At 70.1% G+C, this 14,886-nt stretch carries 15 protein-coding genes and 1 riboswitch; of the genes, 8 read left to right on the top strand and 7 right to left on the bottom strand.

The genetic code is table 11. The features are described from left to right. Window positions 1-27 precede the first annotated feature (27 nt). From AB0H43_RS25605 to AB0H43_RS25625, 5 genes are all read left to right on the top strand, one after another. A complete protein-coding gene (locus AB0H43_RS25605) occupies window positions 28-942 on the top strand; it encodes a metal ABC transporter substrate-binding protein (RefSeq protein ID WP_360003088.1) in 915 nt (304 codons plus the stop codon). Continuing rightward, a complete protein-coding gene (locus AB0H43_RS25610) occupies window positions 939-1,697 on the top strand; it encodes an ABC transporter ATP-binding protein (RefSeq protein WP_360003090.1) in 759 nt (252 codons plus the stop codon). Before AB0H43_RS25605 ends, AB0H43_RS25610 begins: the two co-directional genes overlap by 4 nt. A 218-nt stretch (window positions 1,698-1,915) precedes the next feature. After that, the gene (locus AB0H43_RS25615) at window positions 1,916-2,788 is read left to right on the top strand and encodes a metal ABC transporter permease (protein WP_360003093.1); all 873 of its coding nucleotides are present in this window, start codon (window positions 1,916-1,918) and stop codon (window positions 2,786-2,788) included. Next, window positions 2,788-3,186, top strand: coding sequence for a transcriptional repressor (locus AB0H43_RS25620; RefSeq protein WP_360003095.1), 399 nt, complete (start codon window positions 2,788-2,790; stop codon window positions 3,184-3,186). Before AB0H43_RS25615 ends, AB0H43_RS25620 begins: the two co-directional genes overlap by 1 nt. Before the next feature lie 177 nt (window positions 3,187-3,363). Continuing rightward, on the top strand, window positions 3,364-3,981 hold the full coding sequence (locus AB0H43_RS25625) for a hypothetical protein (RefSeq protein ID WP_360003096.1): 618 nt from the start codon (window positions 3,364-3,366) through the stop codon (window positions 3,979-3,981). 95 nt (window positions 3,982-4,076) lie between these two features. Here AB0H43_RS25625 and AB0H43_RS25630 read toward each other — a convergent pair whose 3' ends face one another. The 3 genes from AB0H43_RS25630 to AB0H43_RS25640 form a co-directional block, all read right to left on the bottom strand. Next, on the bottom strand, window positions 4,077-5,990 hold the full coding sequence (locus tag AB0H43_RS25630; protein WP_360003098.1) for an acyl-CoA dehydrogenase family protein: 1,914 nt from the start codon (window positions 5,988-5,990) through the stop codon (window positions 4,077-4,079). 163 nt (window positions 5,991-6,153) lie between these two features. Then, a complete protein-coding gene (locus AB0H43_RS25635) occupies window positions 6,154-6,867 on the bottom strand; it encodes a TIGR03943 family protein (protein WP_360003100.1) in 714 nt (237 codons plus the stop codon). Beyond that, entirely contained in the window at window positions 6,864-7,874 is a 1,011-nt protein-coding gene (locus AB0H43_RS25640) for a permease (protein ID WP_360003102.1), read from the bottom strand. The genes AB0H43_RS25635 and AB0H43_RS25640 overlap by 4 nt, the downstream gene beginning before the upstream one ends. A 67-nt stretch (window positions 7,875-7,941) precedes the next feature. Next, a riboswitch (TPP riboswitch) is annotated at window positions 7,942-8,099 on the top strand. A 91-nt stretch (window positions 8,100-8,190) separates the two neighbouring features. Here AB0H43_RS25640 and AB0H43_RS25645 point away from each other — a divergent pair. The 3 genes from AB0H43_RS25645 to AB0H43_RS25655 are packed head-to-tail and all read left to right on the top strand — an operon-like array spanning window position 8,191 to window position 10,837. Then, on the top strand, window positions 8,191-8,781 hold the full coding sequence (locus AB0H43_RS25645; protein WP_360003104.1) for an ECF transporter S component: 591 nt from the start codon (window positions 8,191-8,193) through the stop codon (window positions 8,779-8,781). Further along, on the top strand, window positions 8,781-10,106 hold the full coding sequence (locus AB0H43_RS25650; protein WP_360003106.1) for an ATP-binding cassette domain-containing protein: 1,326 nt from the start codon (window positions 8,781-8,783) through the stop codon (window positions 10,104-10,106). The genes AB0H43_RS25645 and AB0H43_RS25650 overlap by 1 nt, the downstream gene beginning before the upstream one ends. Continuing rightward, window positions 10,103-10,837 (top strand): energy-coupling factor transporter transmembrane component T, encoded by a 735-nt coding sequence (locus tag AB0H43_RS25655; RefSeq protein WP_360003109.1) that lies wholly within the window; start codon window positions 10,103-10,105, stop codon window positions 10,835-10,837. Before AB0H43_RS25650 ends, AB0H43_RS25655 begins: the two co-directional genes overlap by 4 nt. A 331-nt stretch (window positions 10,838-11,168) precedes the next feature. Here AB0H43_RS25655 and AB0H43_RS25660 read toward each other — a convergent pair whose 3' ends face one another. The 4 genes from AB0H43_RS25660 to gatC are packed head-to-tail and all read right to left on the bottom strand — an operon-like array spanning window position 11,169 to window position 14,555. Further along, complete coding sequence (locus AB0H43_RS25660; RefSeq protein ID WP_360003158.1) at window positions 11,169-11,954, bottom strand: isoprenyl transferase; 786 nt, start codon at window positions 11,952-11,954, stop codon at window positions 11,169-11,171. Window positions 11,955-11,989: 35 nt separating this feature from the next. Continuing rightward, the gene (gene recO / locus AB0H43_RS25665; protein WP_360003111.1) at window positions 11,990-12,745 is read right to left on the bottom strand and encodes a DNA repair protein RecO; all 756 of its coding nucleotides are present in this window, start codon (window positions 12,743-12,745) and stop codon (window positions 11,990-11,992) included. A gap of 38 nt (window positions 12,746-12,783) precedes the next feature. After that, window positions 12,784-14,259: an Asp-tRNA(Asn)/Glu-tRNA(Gln) amidotransferase subunit GatA gene (gene gatA / locus AB0H43_RS25670; protein ID WP_360003113.1), complete on the bottom strand. Its 1,476-nt coding sequence runs from the start codon at window positions 14,257-14,259 to the stop codon at window positions 12,784-12,786. Then, window positions 14,256-14,555: an Asp-tRNA(Asn)/Glu-tRNA(Gln) amidotransferase subunit GatC gene (gene gatC, locus AB0H43_RS25675; protein ID WP_253761131.1), complete on the bottom strand. Its 300-nt coding sequence runs from the start codon at window positions 14,553-14,555 to the stop codon at window positions 14,256-14,258. Before gatC ends, gatA begins: the two co-directional genes overlap by 4 nt. Window positions 14,556-14,886 lie beyond the last annotated feature (331 nt).

A 14,886-nucleotide genomic window follows, 5' to 3' on the forward strand; every position in this document is an offset into this window, starting at 1 on the left:
ATTCTCATTTAGGGGAAAGTGGTGACCATGAGACTTCGCCACCTCCTCACGGTCGCGACGGCGGGCGTTCTGGTCGCCGGCGGCCTGGCTGCGTGCGGGACGGACGACCCGAGCGCCGACGGCAAGCTGTCCGTGGTCGCCGCCTTCTACCCCCTCCAGTTCGTCGCCCAGCGCCTCGGCGGCGACGCCGTCCAGGTCACCAACCTGACCGCGCCGGGCGCGGAGCCGCACGACCTCGAGCTCAGCCCGAAGCAGCTCGCGCAGATCGCCGAGGCGAAGGTGGTCGTCTACCTCAAGGGGCTGCAGCCCGAGGTGGACAAGGCGATCGATGCGCAGGCGAAGGACAAGGCGATCGACGTGCTCTCGCTGGTTCCGACGCTGACCGCGACCGGCGAGGAGGCGGCCGAAGCGCCGGAGCTGCAGGGCAAGGACCCCCACGTCTGGCTCGACCCGACCCGGCTGTCGACCGTCGCCGCGTCCGTCGCGGCCAAGTTCGCCGCCGCCGACCCGGCCCACCAGGCGCAGTTCACCGACAATTCCGCGAAGCTCGCGGCCGACCTGGCCGAACTGGACATGGAGTTCGCGACCGGCCTGAAGACCTGCCAGCGCAAGGAGATCTTCACCAGCCACGCCGCCTTCGGCTACCTCGCCGACCGCTACCACCTGACGCAGATCGCGCTGACCGGGCTGGACCCCGAGCAGGAGCCGACCGCGCAGGCGCTGGCGCACATCGCGGCGGACGCGAAGAAGTACGGCGCGACTACGATCTTCTCCGAGACGCTGGTCAGCCCGAAGATCTCCGAGACGATCGCCAAGGAGGTCGGGGCGAAGACGGCGGTCCTCGATCCGCTCGAGGGGCTGCCCGCCGGATCCACCGGCGACTACCTCTCGGTGATGCGGCAGAACTTGACGGCGTTGCAGAGCGCACTGGGGTGTTCGTGACGGAGGTCCTGCAAGTCCGGCACGGGGTGGTCGCGTACAGCGATCGCCCGGTGCTGCGTGGCGTCGAACTGACGGTGCACGGCGGCGAGGTCGTCGCCCTGCTGGGCGCGAACGGGTCCGGCAAGTCCACACTGATCAAGGCGGCGCTGGGACTCGTGCCGCTGGCCGCCGGCGAGGTCCGCCTCTTCGGCACGCCGCTGCGCCGGTTCCGGCAGTGGTCCCGGATCGGCTACGTCCCCCAGCGGCTCGGGGCCGGCGGAGGCGTACCGGCGACGGTCGGCGAGGTCGTGGCGGCCGGGCGGCTCGCCCGCCGAGGGTGGCGTCCGGCGTCCGCGGCGGACAAGGCGGCGGTGACGTCGGCCATCGAGGCGGTCGGTCTCGCCGATCGGGTACGCGATCCCGTCGCGACCCTGTCCGGCGGTCAGCAGCAGCGTACGCTGATCGCTCGCGCGCTGGCCGGTGAGCCGGAGCTGCTGATCCTCGACGAACCGACGGCCGGGGTGGACGCGGCCAGCCAGGAGACCTTCGCCGGGGCGCTCGGCGACTTCGTGGCCAAGGGCGGCTCGGTGGCCCTCGTGGCGCACGAGCTGGGACCGTTGACGCCGCTGATCGACCGCGCGGTCGTCCTGCACGACGGACTCGTGGCGCACGACGGAGCGGTGCCCGAACCGGCGGGGCACCACGCCCATCCGGAGCACGACCACGTCCACCCGCACGCGCCGCACAACCCGCCGAGTCTCTGGGAAGCCCCATGAGCGACCGCAGGTCGATCATCGGCAAACACAGTCTCACTCATGCGGTCGCCGGCCGCAGGACGGTGATCGCATGAGCGACCGCAGGTCGATCATCAGCCAGCACAATCTCACTCATGCGGTCGCCGGCCGCAGGACGGTGATCGCATGAGCGACCGCAGGTCGATCATCAGCCAGCACAGTCTCACTCATGCGGTCGCCGGCCGCAGGACGGTGATCGCATGAGCATCTTTGCTTATCAATTCATGCAGTATGCGCTGCTGGGCACCGCGATCACCGGGCTCACCGCGCCCGCTCTCGGCGTCTACCTCGTGCAGCGGCGGCTGTCGCTGATCGGCGACGGCATCGGCCACGTCGCGCTGACCGGCGTGGGCATCGGCGTCCTGATGCACAAGTCGCCCGTGCTCGTCGCGACGGTGGTGGCGATCATCGGCGCGGTCGCGGTCGAGATCATCCGCGAACGCAGCAAGACCTCGGGCGACATCGCGCTGGCCATCCTCTTCTACGGCGGCATCTCCGGCGGCGTGTTCCTCATCGGACTGAGCGGCGCCAGTCAGGGCCTCAACGCGTTCCTCTTCGGTTCTCCGCTGACCATCACGAACGCCGACATGGTCACCATCGTCGTGCTCGGGGTGGCCGTCCTGGTCGTCTCGATCGGGTTGCGTCCTTGGCTGTTCGCGGTCTGCCAGGACGAGGAGTACGCCAAAGTCGCCGGCCTGCCGGTACGTACGCTCAATGTGATCGTCGCCGTGACCACGGCCGTGACCGTGACCACCGCCATGCGCTCGATCGGCTTGTTGCTCGTGAGCGCGTTGATGGTCGTGCCCGTGGCGACCGCGCAGCTGGTGACCCGCGGCTTCCGCAGCACGATGGCCTTGTCGATGGCGCTGGGACTGACCAGCGCGGTCCTCGGCGTGGTGATCGCCGGGCCGTCGGACACCGCCGTCGGCGCGACCGTCGTCCTCTTCGCGATCGCGTTGTTCCTGGTCGTGGCGGTAGGATCGGCGGGCCTGCGGGCCTGGCGGCGGCGGTCGATCCCGGCCGGCCACCCGGCCTGCGACCCACCCGATGTGCTCCTGAAAGTGGATCGCTGATGACCGCTCCGCGCAACACCCGTCAGCGCACCGCCGTCGCGGCTCTGCTCGCCGAGGTCGACGGCTTTCACAGTGCCCAGGAACTGCACGCGATGCTGCGCGATCGCGGCGACACGATCGGGCTGACCACGGTCTACCGGACGCTGCAGGCGCTCGCCGAAGCCGAGGAGATCGACGTCATGCGGCCGCCCGGCGGCGACCACCTCTACCGGCGGTGCAGCGACACCCATCACCACCACCTGGTCTGCCGCTCGTGCGGGGCGACCGTGGAGGTCGAGGGGCCGGCCGTGGAGAGCTGGACGTCCAAGGTGGCGGCCGAACACGGCTACTCCGACGTCAGCCACACGCTGGAGCTGCTCGGCACATGCTCGGCCTGCGCCGCCTCCCCCTCCGCCTGATCACTGCGCCCAGCCACCCGCCCCCGCTCGCGTGATCATTGCGTCAGCCATGTCGTTTCGGGCGGCGATTTGTCCGCCGAAACAGCATGCCTGACGCAACGATCATGCTTGGGGACGCAGCATGCCACCCTCGGGGCGTAAGGCCTATTCGCGGCGGCGAATGGGCACTATGGACGTATGCCGAAGCTCTACGCGGAAAAGCCCTTCCGGTTCGCCCGCCAGCTCTTCGCCGACGTCTTCGTCGTAGCCTGGACGGCCGCCTGGATCTGGCTCGGCCATCGGGTGTTCGAGCTGATCATGAAGCTGGCCGCACCGGGCCGCAAGATGGAGGACGCCGGCACCGGGCTGGCCGACAACCTCGCCGACGCACAGTCCAAAGCGGACGGCATCCCTCTGGTCGGCGACAAGCTCGGCGTACCGTTCGGCAAGGCGGCCGAGGCCGCCCGGTCGCTGGCCGAAGCCGGGCAGGGTCAGCAGGACGTCGTCCACGATCTCGCCCTCATCCTGGGCTGGGCCATCGGCGGTCTGCCCGTCCTGCTGGCGCTCGTGCTGTGGCTGCCGTTGCGGGTGCGGTGGGTGCGGGCGGCCAGCGCGGCGAGCCGGTTGCGGCGCCGTCGGGGCGGTGTCGAACTACTCGCGTTGCGAGCACTCACGAGCGCTCCGTTACGCCGGCTCGCCACCCTCCCTGACGACACGGCCAGCCAGTGGCGCGCCGGTGACCCCGGCACCATGGACAGCCTGGCCGCCTTGGAACTACGCCGCCTCGGCCTGCGTACGCGGCTCGCGCCGCGCTAGCCGACAGCGCTGGATCAGGGTTCTGGCTCGAATCTTGGGGCAAGATTCGACCTGGAACCCTGATCCAGCGGCCCGAGTAGGGCGGTGCGAGAGGGTCAGCGCTGGACGTGCGGGAGGCGACGGCGTACGTCGGTTTCAGTGGACGGGCCGGGCTCCCAGGTCGCTACCCACTCCCCCGACTCCGGCGGCGGCAGGATGCCGTCTTCGAGGAAGGCGTACCGGCCGTCGACGATGCGGGACGAACCGCGTACGTCGTCGGCGTCGGTGTTGTGGTGCAACCGGCGGAACGCCCGCTCGGCCCGATCACGGGCCTGCCGGCAGAACAGGTCGGCGAGTTCCCGCTCCTCGGGCCGGCCGGACGCCTGGGCGCGTACGCAGGTCGCCGCGATCGCGAACAGCTCGGCTCCGATGTCGACGATCCGGCCCAGGTAGCTCTGCTTGTACTCCATCCGGCCCTGCCAGCGGGCCATTCCCCGGAACGTCTGCCGGGCCAGCTTGCGCGACGACCGCTCCACGTACCGCAGATGCCGGCCCAGGTCGCCGTAGTCGGCGTACCCGTGGAAGGAACCGCGACCGACCACGAGCGTGGGCAGCCAGCGGGCGTAGAACCCGGCGGCGCGCAGGCCCGCGCGGACCTTGCGGCCGGTCGGGGCCTTGGGGTCGATGATGTCCCCGGCGACGCTGAGGTGCTGGTCGACCGCCTCCCGCGCGATGAGCAGGTGCATGATCTCGGTCGAGCCCTCGAAGATGCGATTGATCCGCAAATCGCGGAGGATCTGCTCGGCCGCGACGCCCCGCTCGCCCCGGGCCTCCTGCGAAGCGGCGGTCTCGAAGCCGCGCCCGCCCCGGATCTGCACGAGTTCGTCGGCGGCCTGCCAGGCCAGCTCGGAGGCGTAGAGCTTGATCAGCGCCGCCTCGATGCGGATGTCGTTGCGGTCGTCGTCGGCCAGCATGCAGCAGAGATCGAGCATGCTTTCCACGCCGTAGGTGGTGGCCGCGATGAAGGCGAGCTTGGTCGCGATGGCCTCGTGCTTGGCGATCGGTACGCCCATCTGAACTCGCTCGTCGACCCAGTCCCGCGCGACGCCGGTGCACCACTTGAGAGCGCCGACGCACGACGCGGGCAGCGACAGCCGGCCGGTGTTGAGGGTGCCGAGGGCGACACGCATGCCGCGCCCTTCCTCGCCGATCCGGTTCTCCTCGGGGACGAACACGTCGTGGAACCGCGTCACGCTGTTCTCCAGGCCACGCAGGCCCATGAAGGCGTTCCGGCGTTCGACGGTGATCCCGGCCGACTCGCTCTCGACGACGAAGGCCGTGATGCCGCCCTTACGACCCTCCGACTTCGGTACGCGGGCCAGCACGACCAGCAGCGTCGCCACCGTCCCGTTGGTCGCCCAGAGCTTGACGCCGTCGAGTTTGTAGCCGCCCTCGACCGGAGTGGCGCTGGTCCGCATCCGGGCCGGGTCCGACCCGACGTCGGGCTCGGTGAGCAGGAACGCCGACACCTCGCCGGCCGCCAGCCGAGGCAGGAAGCGCTTCTTCTGCTCCGGCGTGCCGAACATCTTCAACGGCTGCGGTACGCCGATCGACTGGTGTGCGCTCAGCAGCGCCCCGATGGACGGATTCGCCGACCCGGCCAGCATCAGAGCCTTGCAGTAGTGGAGGTTGGACAGACCGAGCCCGCCGTACTCGGGATCGATCTTCATGCCGAAGCAGCCCAGCTCGGCGAGGCCGGCGAAGACGTCGTCCGGGATGAACGCCTCCCGCTCGATCTGCGCGCCGTCGACGTTGGTCGCCAGGTACTCCCGCAGCTTCGGGAGGAACTCCTCGGCTCGGGCGGCCTTGGCCGGATCCGGCTGTGGCCACGGGCTGATCAGATCGAGCCGGAACCGGCCCAGGAACAGTTGTTTGCCGAAACTCGGCTTCTTCCACTCGTCGCGGCTCGACTCGAGGATCTCCCGAGCTTGCGCGGCGGTCACCTGCGGCTTGGCATCGGTCGCGGTCATTCGCGTACACCCCCGGTGGGACGGGATCAAGTGGTGTCGCCCTATACGTTACTGCTCAGTCCTACCCGCCGGTAGGTGCTCTGCCATTCGCGCCAGATCAGGGTTCCGGGTCGAATCTTGGGGCAAGATTCGACCGAGAGCCCTGATCCAGCGCAAAAGGGGGCTACTCGTACTGCTGCTTGGGCGGATCGACCGGCCGCCAGGAGACCACGGAGATGTACGGGATGATCTCGTCGTTGACCGCGTCCCGCATGGTCTGATCGGTGAACGTCCCGACGATCTCGACCCACGAGTCGTCGGCCATCCCGGTCGGCCCCTGGCCGGCGAAGGCCACCTTGATCGGGCGGGCGTCGGCCGCGCAGCAGGACAGGATCATGCGGCCGAGCACCTGTTTGCCGTCCGTACTGGTGACGAGGAAGCCGACGAGCTTCACTTTGCGGTCGCCGAGGGACACGCCCTTGTCGAAGACGGCGCGGGAGGCGTAGTCGAGGACGGTGATCGGCACGACGTCGCCCGGCGGCAACGGCGGGTAGTCCGATTCGGCCGCAGTGGACAGTGCGGTGCCGGACTGGCCGGCGGCGTACGCCCCCATCGCGGGCGGCGCGACGAGCAGCAGGCCGAGCACCGGCGCGATGATGAGCCAGCCCACCGCGGGTCCACCATGCGAATGATCGTGACCGTGGTCTTCCGGCTCTCCCGGTGTGCGGTACTCGTGCCACAGCGTCATGACGGCCGCCGCGACGAGCAGTGCTCCGGAGAGGACCAGGAACGGCCGGAGCCCCTCCTTGACGTACCGGAGGTAGAGGTCGCCGAGGCTGATCTTGAGTACCGCCCCGCCGAGCAGCAGCATGATGACGGCTTGCGCCTGCCGGTTCACAGGAAGATCACCCCCAGGACGCCGGCCACCCCGGTCGCCACCGCGAAGGTGGCCGGAGCGAACCGGGTGGCGAACCGGCGCCCGAAGACGCCGGCCTGCATCGAGATCAGCTTGAGGTCCACCATTGGCCCGACCAGCAGGAAGGCGAGCCGGGCGGTGAGCGAGAACTGCGACAGCGACGCGGCGACGAAGGCGTCCGCCTCCGAGCAGATCGACAGCAGCACGGCGAGCACCGCCAAGGCCAGGACGCTCAGCACCGGCCGCTGCGCGACCGCCAGCAGCCACTTCTCGGGGACGAGCACGTTGATCGTGGCGGCCGCGGCCGCGCCGAGGGCGAGGAAGCCGCCCGCGTGGATGATGTCGTGGCGGCAGGACGCCCAGAAGGCCCGGGACTTCGACTGGTCGTCGAGGTCCGGCCGGGCCGGCAGCTTGATCCACTCCGGTTTGCCGAGCCGTAGCCAGAGCCAGCCCATCCCGGTCGCCACGATCAGACTGCCGATCGCCCGGAGCACCACCATCTGCGGCTGCCCGGGGAACGCGACCGCCGTCGCGGTGAGGACGATCGGGTTCACCGCCGGGGCGGCCAGCAGGAAGGCGAGCGCTGCGGCCGGCGTGACACCGCGGCGCATGAGCGAGCCCGCGATGGGCACCGAGCCGCACTCACAGCCGGGGAGCACCACCCCAGCACAGCTGGCTACCGGAACCGCCAGCGCGGGGTGCTTCGGCAACGCCTTCGACCAGAAGCTCCGGGGCACGAAGACCGCGATCACCGCCGAGAGGACCACCCCGAAGACGAGGAACGGGGTCGCCTGGACCATCACGGAGACGAAAACCGTCGTCCACGTGCTGATCCGGGGTCCGTTGATCAGGTCGGCGACCTGCGTACGGAACAAGACCAGGAGAACGAGGAGGACGGCGAGCACCTCGACGGAGCCGACCCGCCATCGTCGCGGTCCGGCCGGTGCTTCTTCCGGCGGCCGTGGCCGGGTCGGGGAGACGGTCGTCACGAACCGGTACGCTACCGGCCCGAAAGCGGTGTAGCCTACGCCCCACAACGGAACATACAACTGAACATCAGACGGACAGGGGAGCGCACAGCGCTGAGAGTGCGTCCCGCCCCACGGCCCGAGCGGGCCGACCGGGCGGTCGCAGACCCTCGAACCTGATCTGGACAAGGCGTCGCCCTGGGGAGGGCCGCCGATGCCAGCGTAGGGAGTTCGGTCTTCACCTCATCGTTTGCGCCATGCCAGCAATCCCGCCTTGGGATCATGAGGGCATGGCGTGCGTCTTCTCCTGGTTCCCCCCTCGAACTAGGAGTCGTCCATGAACAGCAGCACCTACCGGTGGCGGACGGTCGACATCGTCGTCACCGCCGTCGTCGCCGTCGCCTTCGGCGTCGTCTTCTGGGCCTGGAACCAGCTGTGGTTCGGGCCGTTCAACGCCGCCTTCGCGGGCTTCCCGCCCGCCGGGGCCGCCATCACGGGCGTGTGGTTCCTGCCCGCGGTGCTCGCCCCACTGATCGTCCGCAAGCCGGGCGCCGCCCTGTTCGCCGAGCTGGTCGCGGCGATCATCTCCGCGCTGCTGGGCTCGGCCTGGGGCGTCACCGTCCTCTACTACGGCCTCGCTCAGGGCGCGGCCGGCGAACTCGGCTTCGCCATCGGCGCGTACAAGCGCTGGGGGCTGCCGAACGCCCTGCTCACCGGTGGTCTCATCGGGGCCGCCGCGACCATCCTCGACCTGACCACCACGTCGTACGGCGAATGGTCGGCGTCGTGGCAGATCACCTACGCCTTGATCCAGATCGCCAGCGGCGCCCTCATCGCGGGCGCGGGCTCGTTCGCCCTGGCCCGGGGACTGTCCAGCACCGGCGTGCTGGACCCGTTCCCCTCCGGGCGTACGCGCGAGCTGGTCTGATGCTGACCCTGGACGGGTACGGGTGGCGGCACGCCGGCCGCCGCGCCTGGGCGGTCCGCGGCGTCGACCTGCGGATCGACCGCGGCGAACGGGTGCTGCTGCTCGGCCCGTCCGGGGCGGGCAAGTCCACGCTGCTCGCGGCGATGGCCGGGTTGCTGCCCACGTCGTCGGGTGAGTCCGAGGGCGTCCTGAAGGTCGAGGGCCGGCCCGGCATCGTCTTCCAGGACCCGCATTCGCAACTGGTCATGCGCCGCTCCGGCGACGAGGTCGCGTTCGGGCTGGAGAACCTCGGCTGGCCGGCCGACCGGATCTGGCCCCGGGTCGACGAGGTGATGCGGGAAGTCGGCTTTCCGTACGGCCGCGATCGGCGTACGGACCAGCTCTCGGGCGGGGAACAACAGCGGCTCGTCCTGGCCGGGACCCTCGCGCCCCGGCCGGACCTGCTGCTACTCGACGAACCGACGGCAAATCTCGACCCGCAGGGCGCGGCTCAGGTGCGCCAGACGCTGCGCGAAGCGGTCGAGGCCGAGGTCACGGTGGTGCTGGTGGAGCATCGCATCGACGAGGTCCTGCCGCTCATCACCCGGGTCGTGGTCCTCGACCCGGGCGGCGGCGTCCGCGCCGACGGACCCCCGTCGCTGCTGACCGGTCCACTCGGCGACGAGCTCGCCGCCGCCGGCGTGTGGGTACCCGGCCATCCGATCCCGGCTCAGCGCGCCTCGGCGCCACCTGGTCGCACCCTCGTCTCCACTCAGGATCTCCGGGTACGCCTCAAGGCGTATCAGGATCTGGAAGTTCGAGAAGGCGAAACCGTGGCCGTGACCGGCCCCAACGGCGTGGGCAAGTCGTCGCTGGCCCTGGCCCTCGGCGGCCTGCTGCGACCGGCGGCGGGCGCGGTGGTGACGCCGGACGGCCCGCCGCACAAGTGGCGGGCGGCGGTGCTCGCGACCCGGATCGGATCGGTGTTCCAGAACCCGGAGCATCAGTTCGTGACCGCGACCGTCCGGGACGAACTGGCCCTGGGCGGTACGCCGCCCGCGCGGGTCGACGAGCTGCTGGACCGCCTGCACCTGGCCGAACTGGCCCGCGCGAATCCGTTCACGCTGTCCGGCGGCCAGGCCCGGCGGCTGAGCGTGGCGACCGCGCTGGCCGCCGCGCCGCGACTGCTGATCCTGGACGAACCGACCTTCGGGCAAGATCGTCGCACCTGGATCGAGCTGGTCGCTTTGCTCGCCTCGTTACGCGACTCCGGCCACGGCCTGCTGATCGTGACCCACGACTCCGCCCTGGTCTCCGTGCTCGCCGATCGGACGGTTCAGCTGTGACTGTGCTCGCTCGACGTGCCCCCGTGGCCAAACTGGGCTCGGCCCTGCTGCTGTCCTTGGCCGCACTGACTACTTTGGACGCTGCCGTTCTGGGCGGCATCGTGCTGCTGACCCTGCTGATCACGCCGTTGTTCGGGCTCACACCCTGGGGACTGCTGCGGCGCGCCTGGCCGGCGCTGCTGGGGGCGGCAAGCGTCGTGATCTCGCTGTCGCTGTTCGCGGCCGACCGCTCCGGCGAGGTGCTGGTGGACGCCGGACCGTTCGTGATCACCACCTCGGTCCTGTCGCTGTCGGTGAGCTACGCGCTGCGGCTGCTCGCCCTCGCCCTGCCCGCCGTCCTCGTATACGCCACCACCGACCCGACCGACCTCGCCGACTCCCTGATCCAGCACGTCAAAGCCCCAGCACGGTTCGCGATCGGGGCACTGGCCGCGTTCCGCCTGGTCGGGCTGCTGGGCGAAGAATGGCGGCTCATCTCGATGGCCCGGCGCGCCCGGGGCATCGACGCGGGCGGCAACCCCCTGCGATGGGTACGCCTGTTCGCGGGAACGGCGTTCGGGCTGCTCGTCGGGGCCATCCGCCGGGGCACTCGGCTCGCTCAGGCCATGGACGCGCGGGGGTTCGACTCCGGTACGCCCCGGACCGTGGCCCGGCCCTCGCCCTTCGGGCTCGCCGACTGGGCCCTTCTTCTCGCTGCGCTCCTCCTCGCTTCGCTCGTCATCGCTCGCTAACGCCGCCCGCCCCCTTTCCGCGCGATCATGAACTAACGGTCGTGATCAACCGGCGCGTCGTGCCCCGGGCGGCATGATCAACTCCCTAGCACTCTGATCAACAGCGAGTTCCGGGCTTGGCACGTTGCGACGACCGGCACGCTAGGCCGGTTGATTGACCGTGGTGGATCATCCGTGATCATGGTCATTTCTGCGTCGCTATGGCGACATGGAAATGACCATGATCTTGCGATGCAGCGGGGCCCGCAGGCGGCGCGGTGCCCGCAGGCGGCGCGGTGCCCGCAGGCGGCGTCAGGCGGAACCAGGCCAGGTCAGGCGGAAGCGGGCCGGGTCAGGCGGACGCGGGCGGCGGCGGGACCGGGTTCGGCAGCGCGCCGCCGAATCGCCGGTCACGCTGGGCGAACAGTTCGCAGGCGTGCCAGAGGTGGCGGCGGTCGAAGTCCGGCCAGAGCACGTCCATGTAGATCAGTTCGGCGTACGCGCTCTGCCAGATCAGGAAGTTGGAGGTGCGCTGCTCACCGGACGGCCGCAGGAAGAGGTCCACGTCGGGGACCTCCGGGTGGTACAGGTACTTCGCGAAGAGCTTCTCGTTCACCCGGTCCGGGCTGATCCGGCCTTCGGCGACGTCGCGCGCGATGGCGGCGGCTGCGTCGGCGATCTCGGCTTGACCGCCGTAGTTCACGCAGAACTGCAGGGTCAGTTTCGAGTTGTGGCGGCTCATCTCTTCCGCCGTCTCCAGCTCGTCGATCACGCTCTTCCAGAGCCGGCCGCGCCGGCCCGACCAGACGACGCGTACGCCGAGGTCGACGAACTGATCCCGGCGACGCCGGATGACGTCGCGGTTGAAGCCCATGAGGAAGCGGACTTCCTCGGGCGAGCGCTTCCAGTTCTCCGTCGAGAAGGCGTACGCCGACAGGAACGGGACGCCGATCTCCAACGCCCCCTCGACGGCGTCGAAAAGGGAGTATTCGCCGCGTTTATGGCCTTCTGTCCGGGGGAGTCCACGTTCTTTCGCCCAGCGGCCGTTGCCGTCCATCACGACGGCGATGTGGCGCGGCAGCGCTCCGGACGGCAGCGCCGGCGGGCGGGCGCCCGACGGGTGCGGAGTCGGCTCCATGGGCGCCGACCTGCGGCCGAGGCTGACTTTCCTGATCACGCGCGCTCTCCCCGATCGACTAGAGGAAGAGAGCGTAGCGCGCGTTCCATGTGCCATTGCAGGTGCGCCGCGACCAGCCCGCTGCACTGGCGGCGCTGCGCTTCCTCGGCCGCGTCGGCGATCTTCCAATCGCCGTTGAGCAGGGCGAGCATCAGCTCGATCGTGGCCGGGTGCGGATGAGCGGCGCCCGGCGGACGGCACTGGATGCAGACACTGCCACCGGCTGCGACGGAGAACGCCCGGTGCGGCCCGGGAGTGGCGCACACGGCGCACTCACCGAGCACCGGCGCCCAGCCCTCGTGTGCCATCGCCCGCAGCAGGTATGCGTCGAGCACGAGCGTCCCGGAGTGCGTGCCGTCGGCAAGTGCCCGGAACGCGCCCAAGGTCAGCAGGAACAGCCGCAGCGCCGGCTGGCCCTCCTCGGCGGTCAGCCGCTCGGCCGTCTCCGCGATCGCGCTCGCCGCGGTGTAACGCGGATAGTCCTCGACGAAGTGCTTGCCGAGCAGGGCGATCCCCTCGACCTGGGAGATCGTGTGCAGCCCGGAGCCTTCGGCCCACTGCACGTCGACGTGGCCGAAGGGTTCCAGCCGGGCGCCGTAGCGCGAGGTCATCTTGCGTACGCCCCGGGCCACCGCGCGCAGCCGCCCGTGTCGCCGGGTCAGCAGCGTGATGATCCGGTCGGACTCCCCCAGCTTCTGCACACGCAACACGATCGCGTCGTCGCGTTGGAGAGGACGGCGCATGCCAGGCATCCGACCATCCTCCCGTCCGCGTACGACAAATCGACGAGTCAGAGAGCGGGCGGCGCGAATGTCCCCACGGCCGACTCGACGGCGGCGGCCACCCGGTACATCCGGTCGTCGCCGAGGATCGGCGCCATGACCTGGAACCCGACCGGCAGCCCCTCCGACAGCCCGCACGGCACGGAGATCGCCGGGCCGCCGTAAAGGTTCGTCGGAATGGTGAACAGGTCCGCCAGGTACATCTGGTACGGGTCGGACGTGCGGGAGCCCAGCTCGAACGCGACGAACGGCGTGGTCGGCGAGACCAGCACGTCCACCTGCTCGAACGCCGCGGTGAAGTCGCGGGTGATCAGCGTACGGACCTTCTGGGCCTGCCCGTAGTAGGCGTCGTAGTAGCCGGACGACAAGGCGTACGTGCCGATGATGATGCGCCGCTTGACCTCGGGACCGAAGCCCGCCTCACGGGTGGCCGACATGACCTCTTCGAGCGACCGGTTGCCGTCGTCGCCGACGCGCAAGCCGAAACGCACTCCGTCGTACCGCGCCAGGTTGGAGGAGCACTCACTCGGCGCGATCAGGTAATACGCCGGCAGCGCGTACAAGAAGTGTGGGCAGGAGACCTCGACCACCTCGGCGCCGAGCTTGGTCAGCGCCTCGACCGTCTCGCGGAACGCGCTCATCACCCCGGGCTCGGCGCCCTCGCCCGAGAACTCGCGGACCAGGCCGACCTTCACGCCGGCCAAGTCGCCGGTCGCCCCGAGCCGCGCCGCGCCGACCACGTCGGGCACCGGCGCGTCGATCGACGTCGAGTCGCGCTGGTCGTGCCCCGCGATGACCGCGTGCAGCAAGGCCGTGTCCTCGACGGTACGCGCACAGGGGCCGGGCGTGTCCAGTGAGGACGAGAAGGCGAGGAGCCCGTATCGGCTGGTGCCACCGTAAGTGGGCTTCGCGCCGACGGTGCCCGTCACGGCGCCGGGTTGCCGGATCGAGCCGCCGGTGTCGGTGCCGATCGACAGCGGAGCCTCGTACGCCGCGAGCGCGGCGGCCGAGCCGCCACCGGACCCACCCGGAATCCGGGCCAGGTCCCACGGGTTGAAGGTCGGACCGTACGCCGAGTACTCCGTCGACGAGCCCATGGCGAACTCGTCCATGTTGGTCTTGCCCAGCATGACGGTGCCGGCCGCCCGCAGGCGCTCGACCAGGGTCGCGTCGTACGGCGGACGCCAGCCTTCGAGGATCTTCGAGCCCGCCGTCGTGGGTACGCCCCGCGTGGCGAGCACGTCCTTGACGGCGATCGGCACGCCGGCCAGCGGCCCGAGCTGCTCACCGGCGGCGATCCTGGCGTCCACCGCCTCGGCGGCGGCCAGCGCGCCCTCGGTGTCGACGTGCAGGAAGGCGTGGACGCGGTCGTCGACGGCGGCGATGCGGTCGAGGTGCTCGCGAGCGACCTCGACGGCCGACACCTCGCGATTGGCGATGAGGGCGCCCAGCTCAGCAGCGGTCTTCTTGATCACGCCGGTCACTCCTCTTCGCTGAGAATGCGGGGAACCCGGAACCGGTCCTCGTACGCGTCCGGCGCGCCGGCCAGCGCCTCGGCCGGGGTCAGGCACGGCTGCTCGACGTCCTCACGCAGCACGTTGACCAGCGGAACCGAGTGGGACGTGGGCGGGATGTCCGCGGCGGCCACCTCACCGACCCGGGCGACGGCCTGCAGGATCACGTCGAGCTGACCGGCGAAGACGTCCAGTTCCTGCTCGGTGACGGCAAGCCGCGACAGGTGCGCCAGATGCGCTACCTCTTCGCGGGAGATGGCGGCCATGCTCTGCCCCCTTGACTGGTTCGGCGGAGTTCGTCAGGTTTCGCTGGGCTCAGCCTGCCACCGGCGGGCCGCCCCGAGCGAGTCTATTTGCCCGGCTCGGCAAGATCGCCTCCGGGTCCACGCCGCGTTCCTCAGCCCGAGTCGATCATTAGTGCACGGAGTTGATCAGGGCGCAACGGACACGACACGCCGGTCGATCATGACCGAAGGTTCATGATCGACGGGAAAAGGCGGGTGGGTTAGACATCCCATGCGGCTGGACTGTCAAGCGGCGAGTTGTTGGTCTTGCTGGTTGCTGGTCCAGGCGGTGGCTTCGTCGTAGGGCGTGCTG

The sequence above is a fragment of the Hamadaea sp. NPDC050747 genome, from assembly GCF_040654195.1.
GTDB lineage: Bacteria > Actinomycetota > Actinomycetes > Mycobacteriales > Micromonosporaceae > Hamadaea.

Bases quoted from the DNA above. Each gene is read 5' to 3' on its own strand.
- AB0H43_RS25605 (WP_360003088.1), top strand. From the start codon at position 28: ATGAGACTTCGCCACCTCCTCACGGTCGCGACGGCGGGCGTTCTGGTC.
- AB0H43_RS25615 (WP_360003093.1), top strand. From the start codon at position 1,916: ATGAGCATCTTTGCTTATCAATTCATGCAGTATGCGCTGCTGGGCACC.
- AB0H43_RS25620 (WP_360003095.1), top strand. From the start codon at position 2,788: ATGACCGCTCCGCGCAACACCCGTCAGCGCACCGCCGTCGCGGCTCTG.
- AB0H43_RS25625 (WP_360003096.1), top strand. From the start codon at position 3,364: ATGCCGAAGCTCTACGCGGAAAAGCCCTTCCGGTTCGCCCGCCAGCTC.
- AB0H43_RS25630 (WP_360003098.1), bottom strand. From the start codon at position 5,990: ATGACCGCGACCGATGCCAAGCCGCAGGTGACCGCCGCGCAAGCTCGG.
- AB0H43_RS25645 (WP_360003104.1), top strand. From the start codon at position 8,191: ATGAACAGCAGCACCTACCGGTGGCGGACGGTCGACATCGTCGTCACC.
- AB0H43_RS25650 (WP_360003106.1), top strand. From the start codon at position 8,781: ATGCTGACCCTGGACGGGTACGGGTGGCGGCACGCCGGCCGCCGCGCC.
- AB0H43_RS25660 (WP_360003158.1), bottom strand. From the start codon at position 11,954: ATGGAGCCGACTCCGCACCCGTCGGGCGCCCGCCCGCCGGCGCTGCCG.
- recO (WP_360003111.1), bottom strand. From the start codon at position 12,745: ATGCCTGGCATGCGCCGTCCTCTCCAACGCGACGACGCGATCGTGTTG.
- gatC (WP_253761131.1), bottom strand. From the start codon at position 14,555: ATGGCCGCCATCTCCCGCGAAGAGGTAGCGCATCTGGCGCACCTGTCG.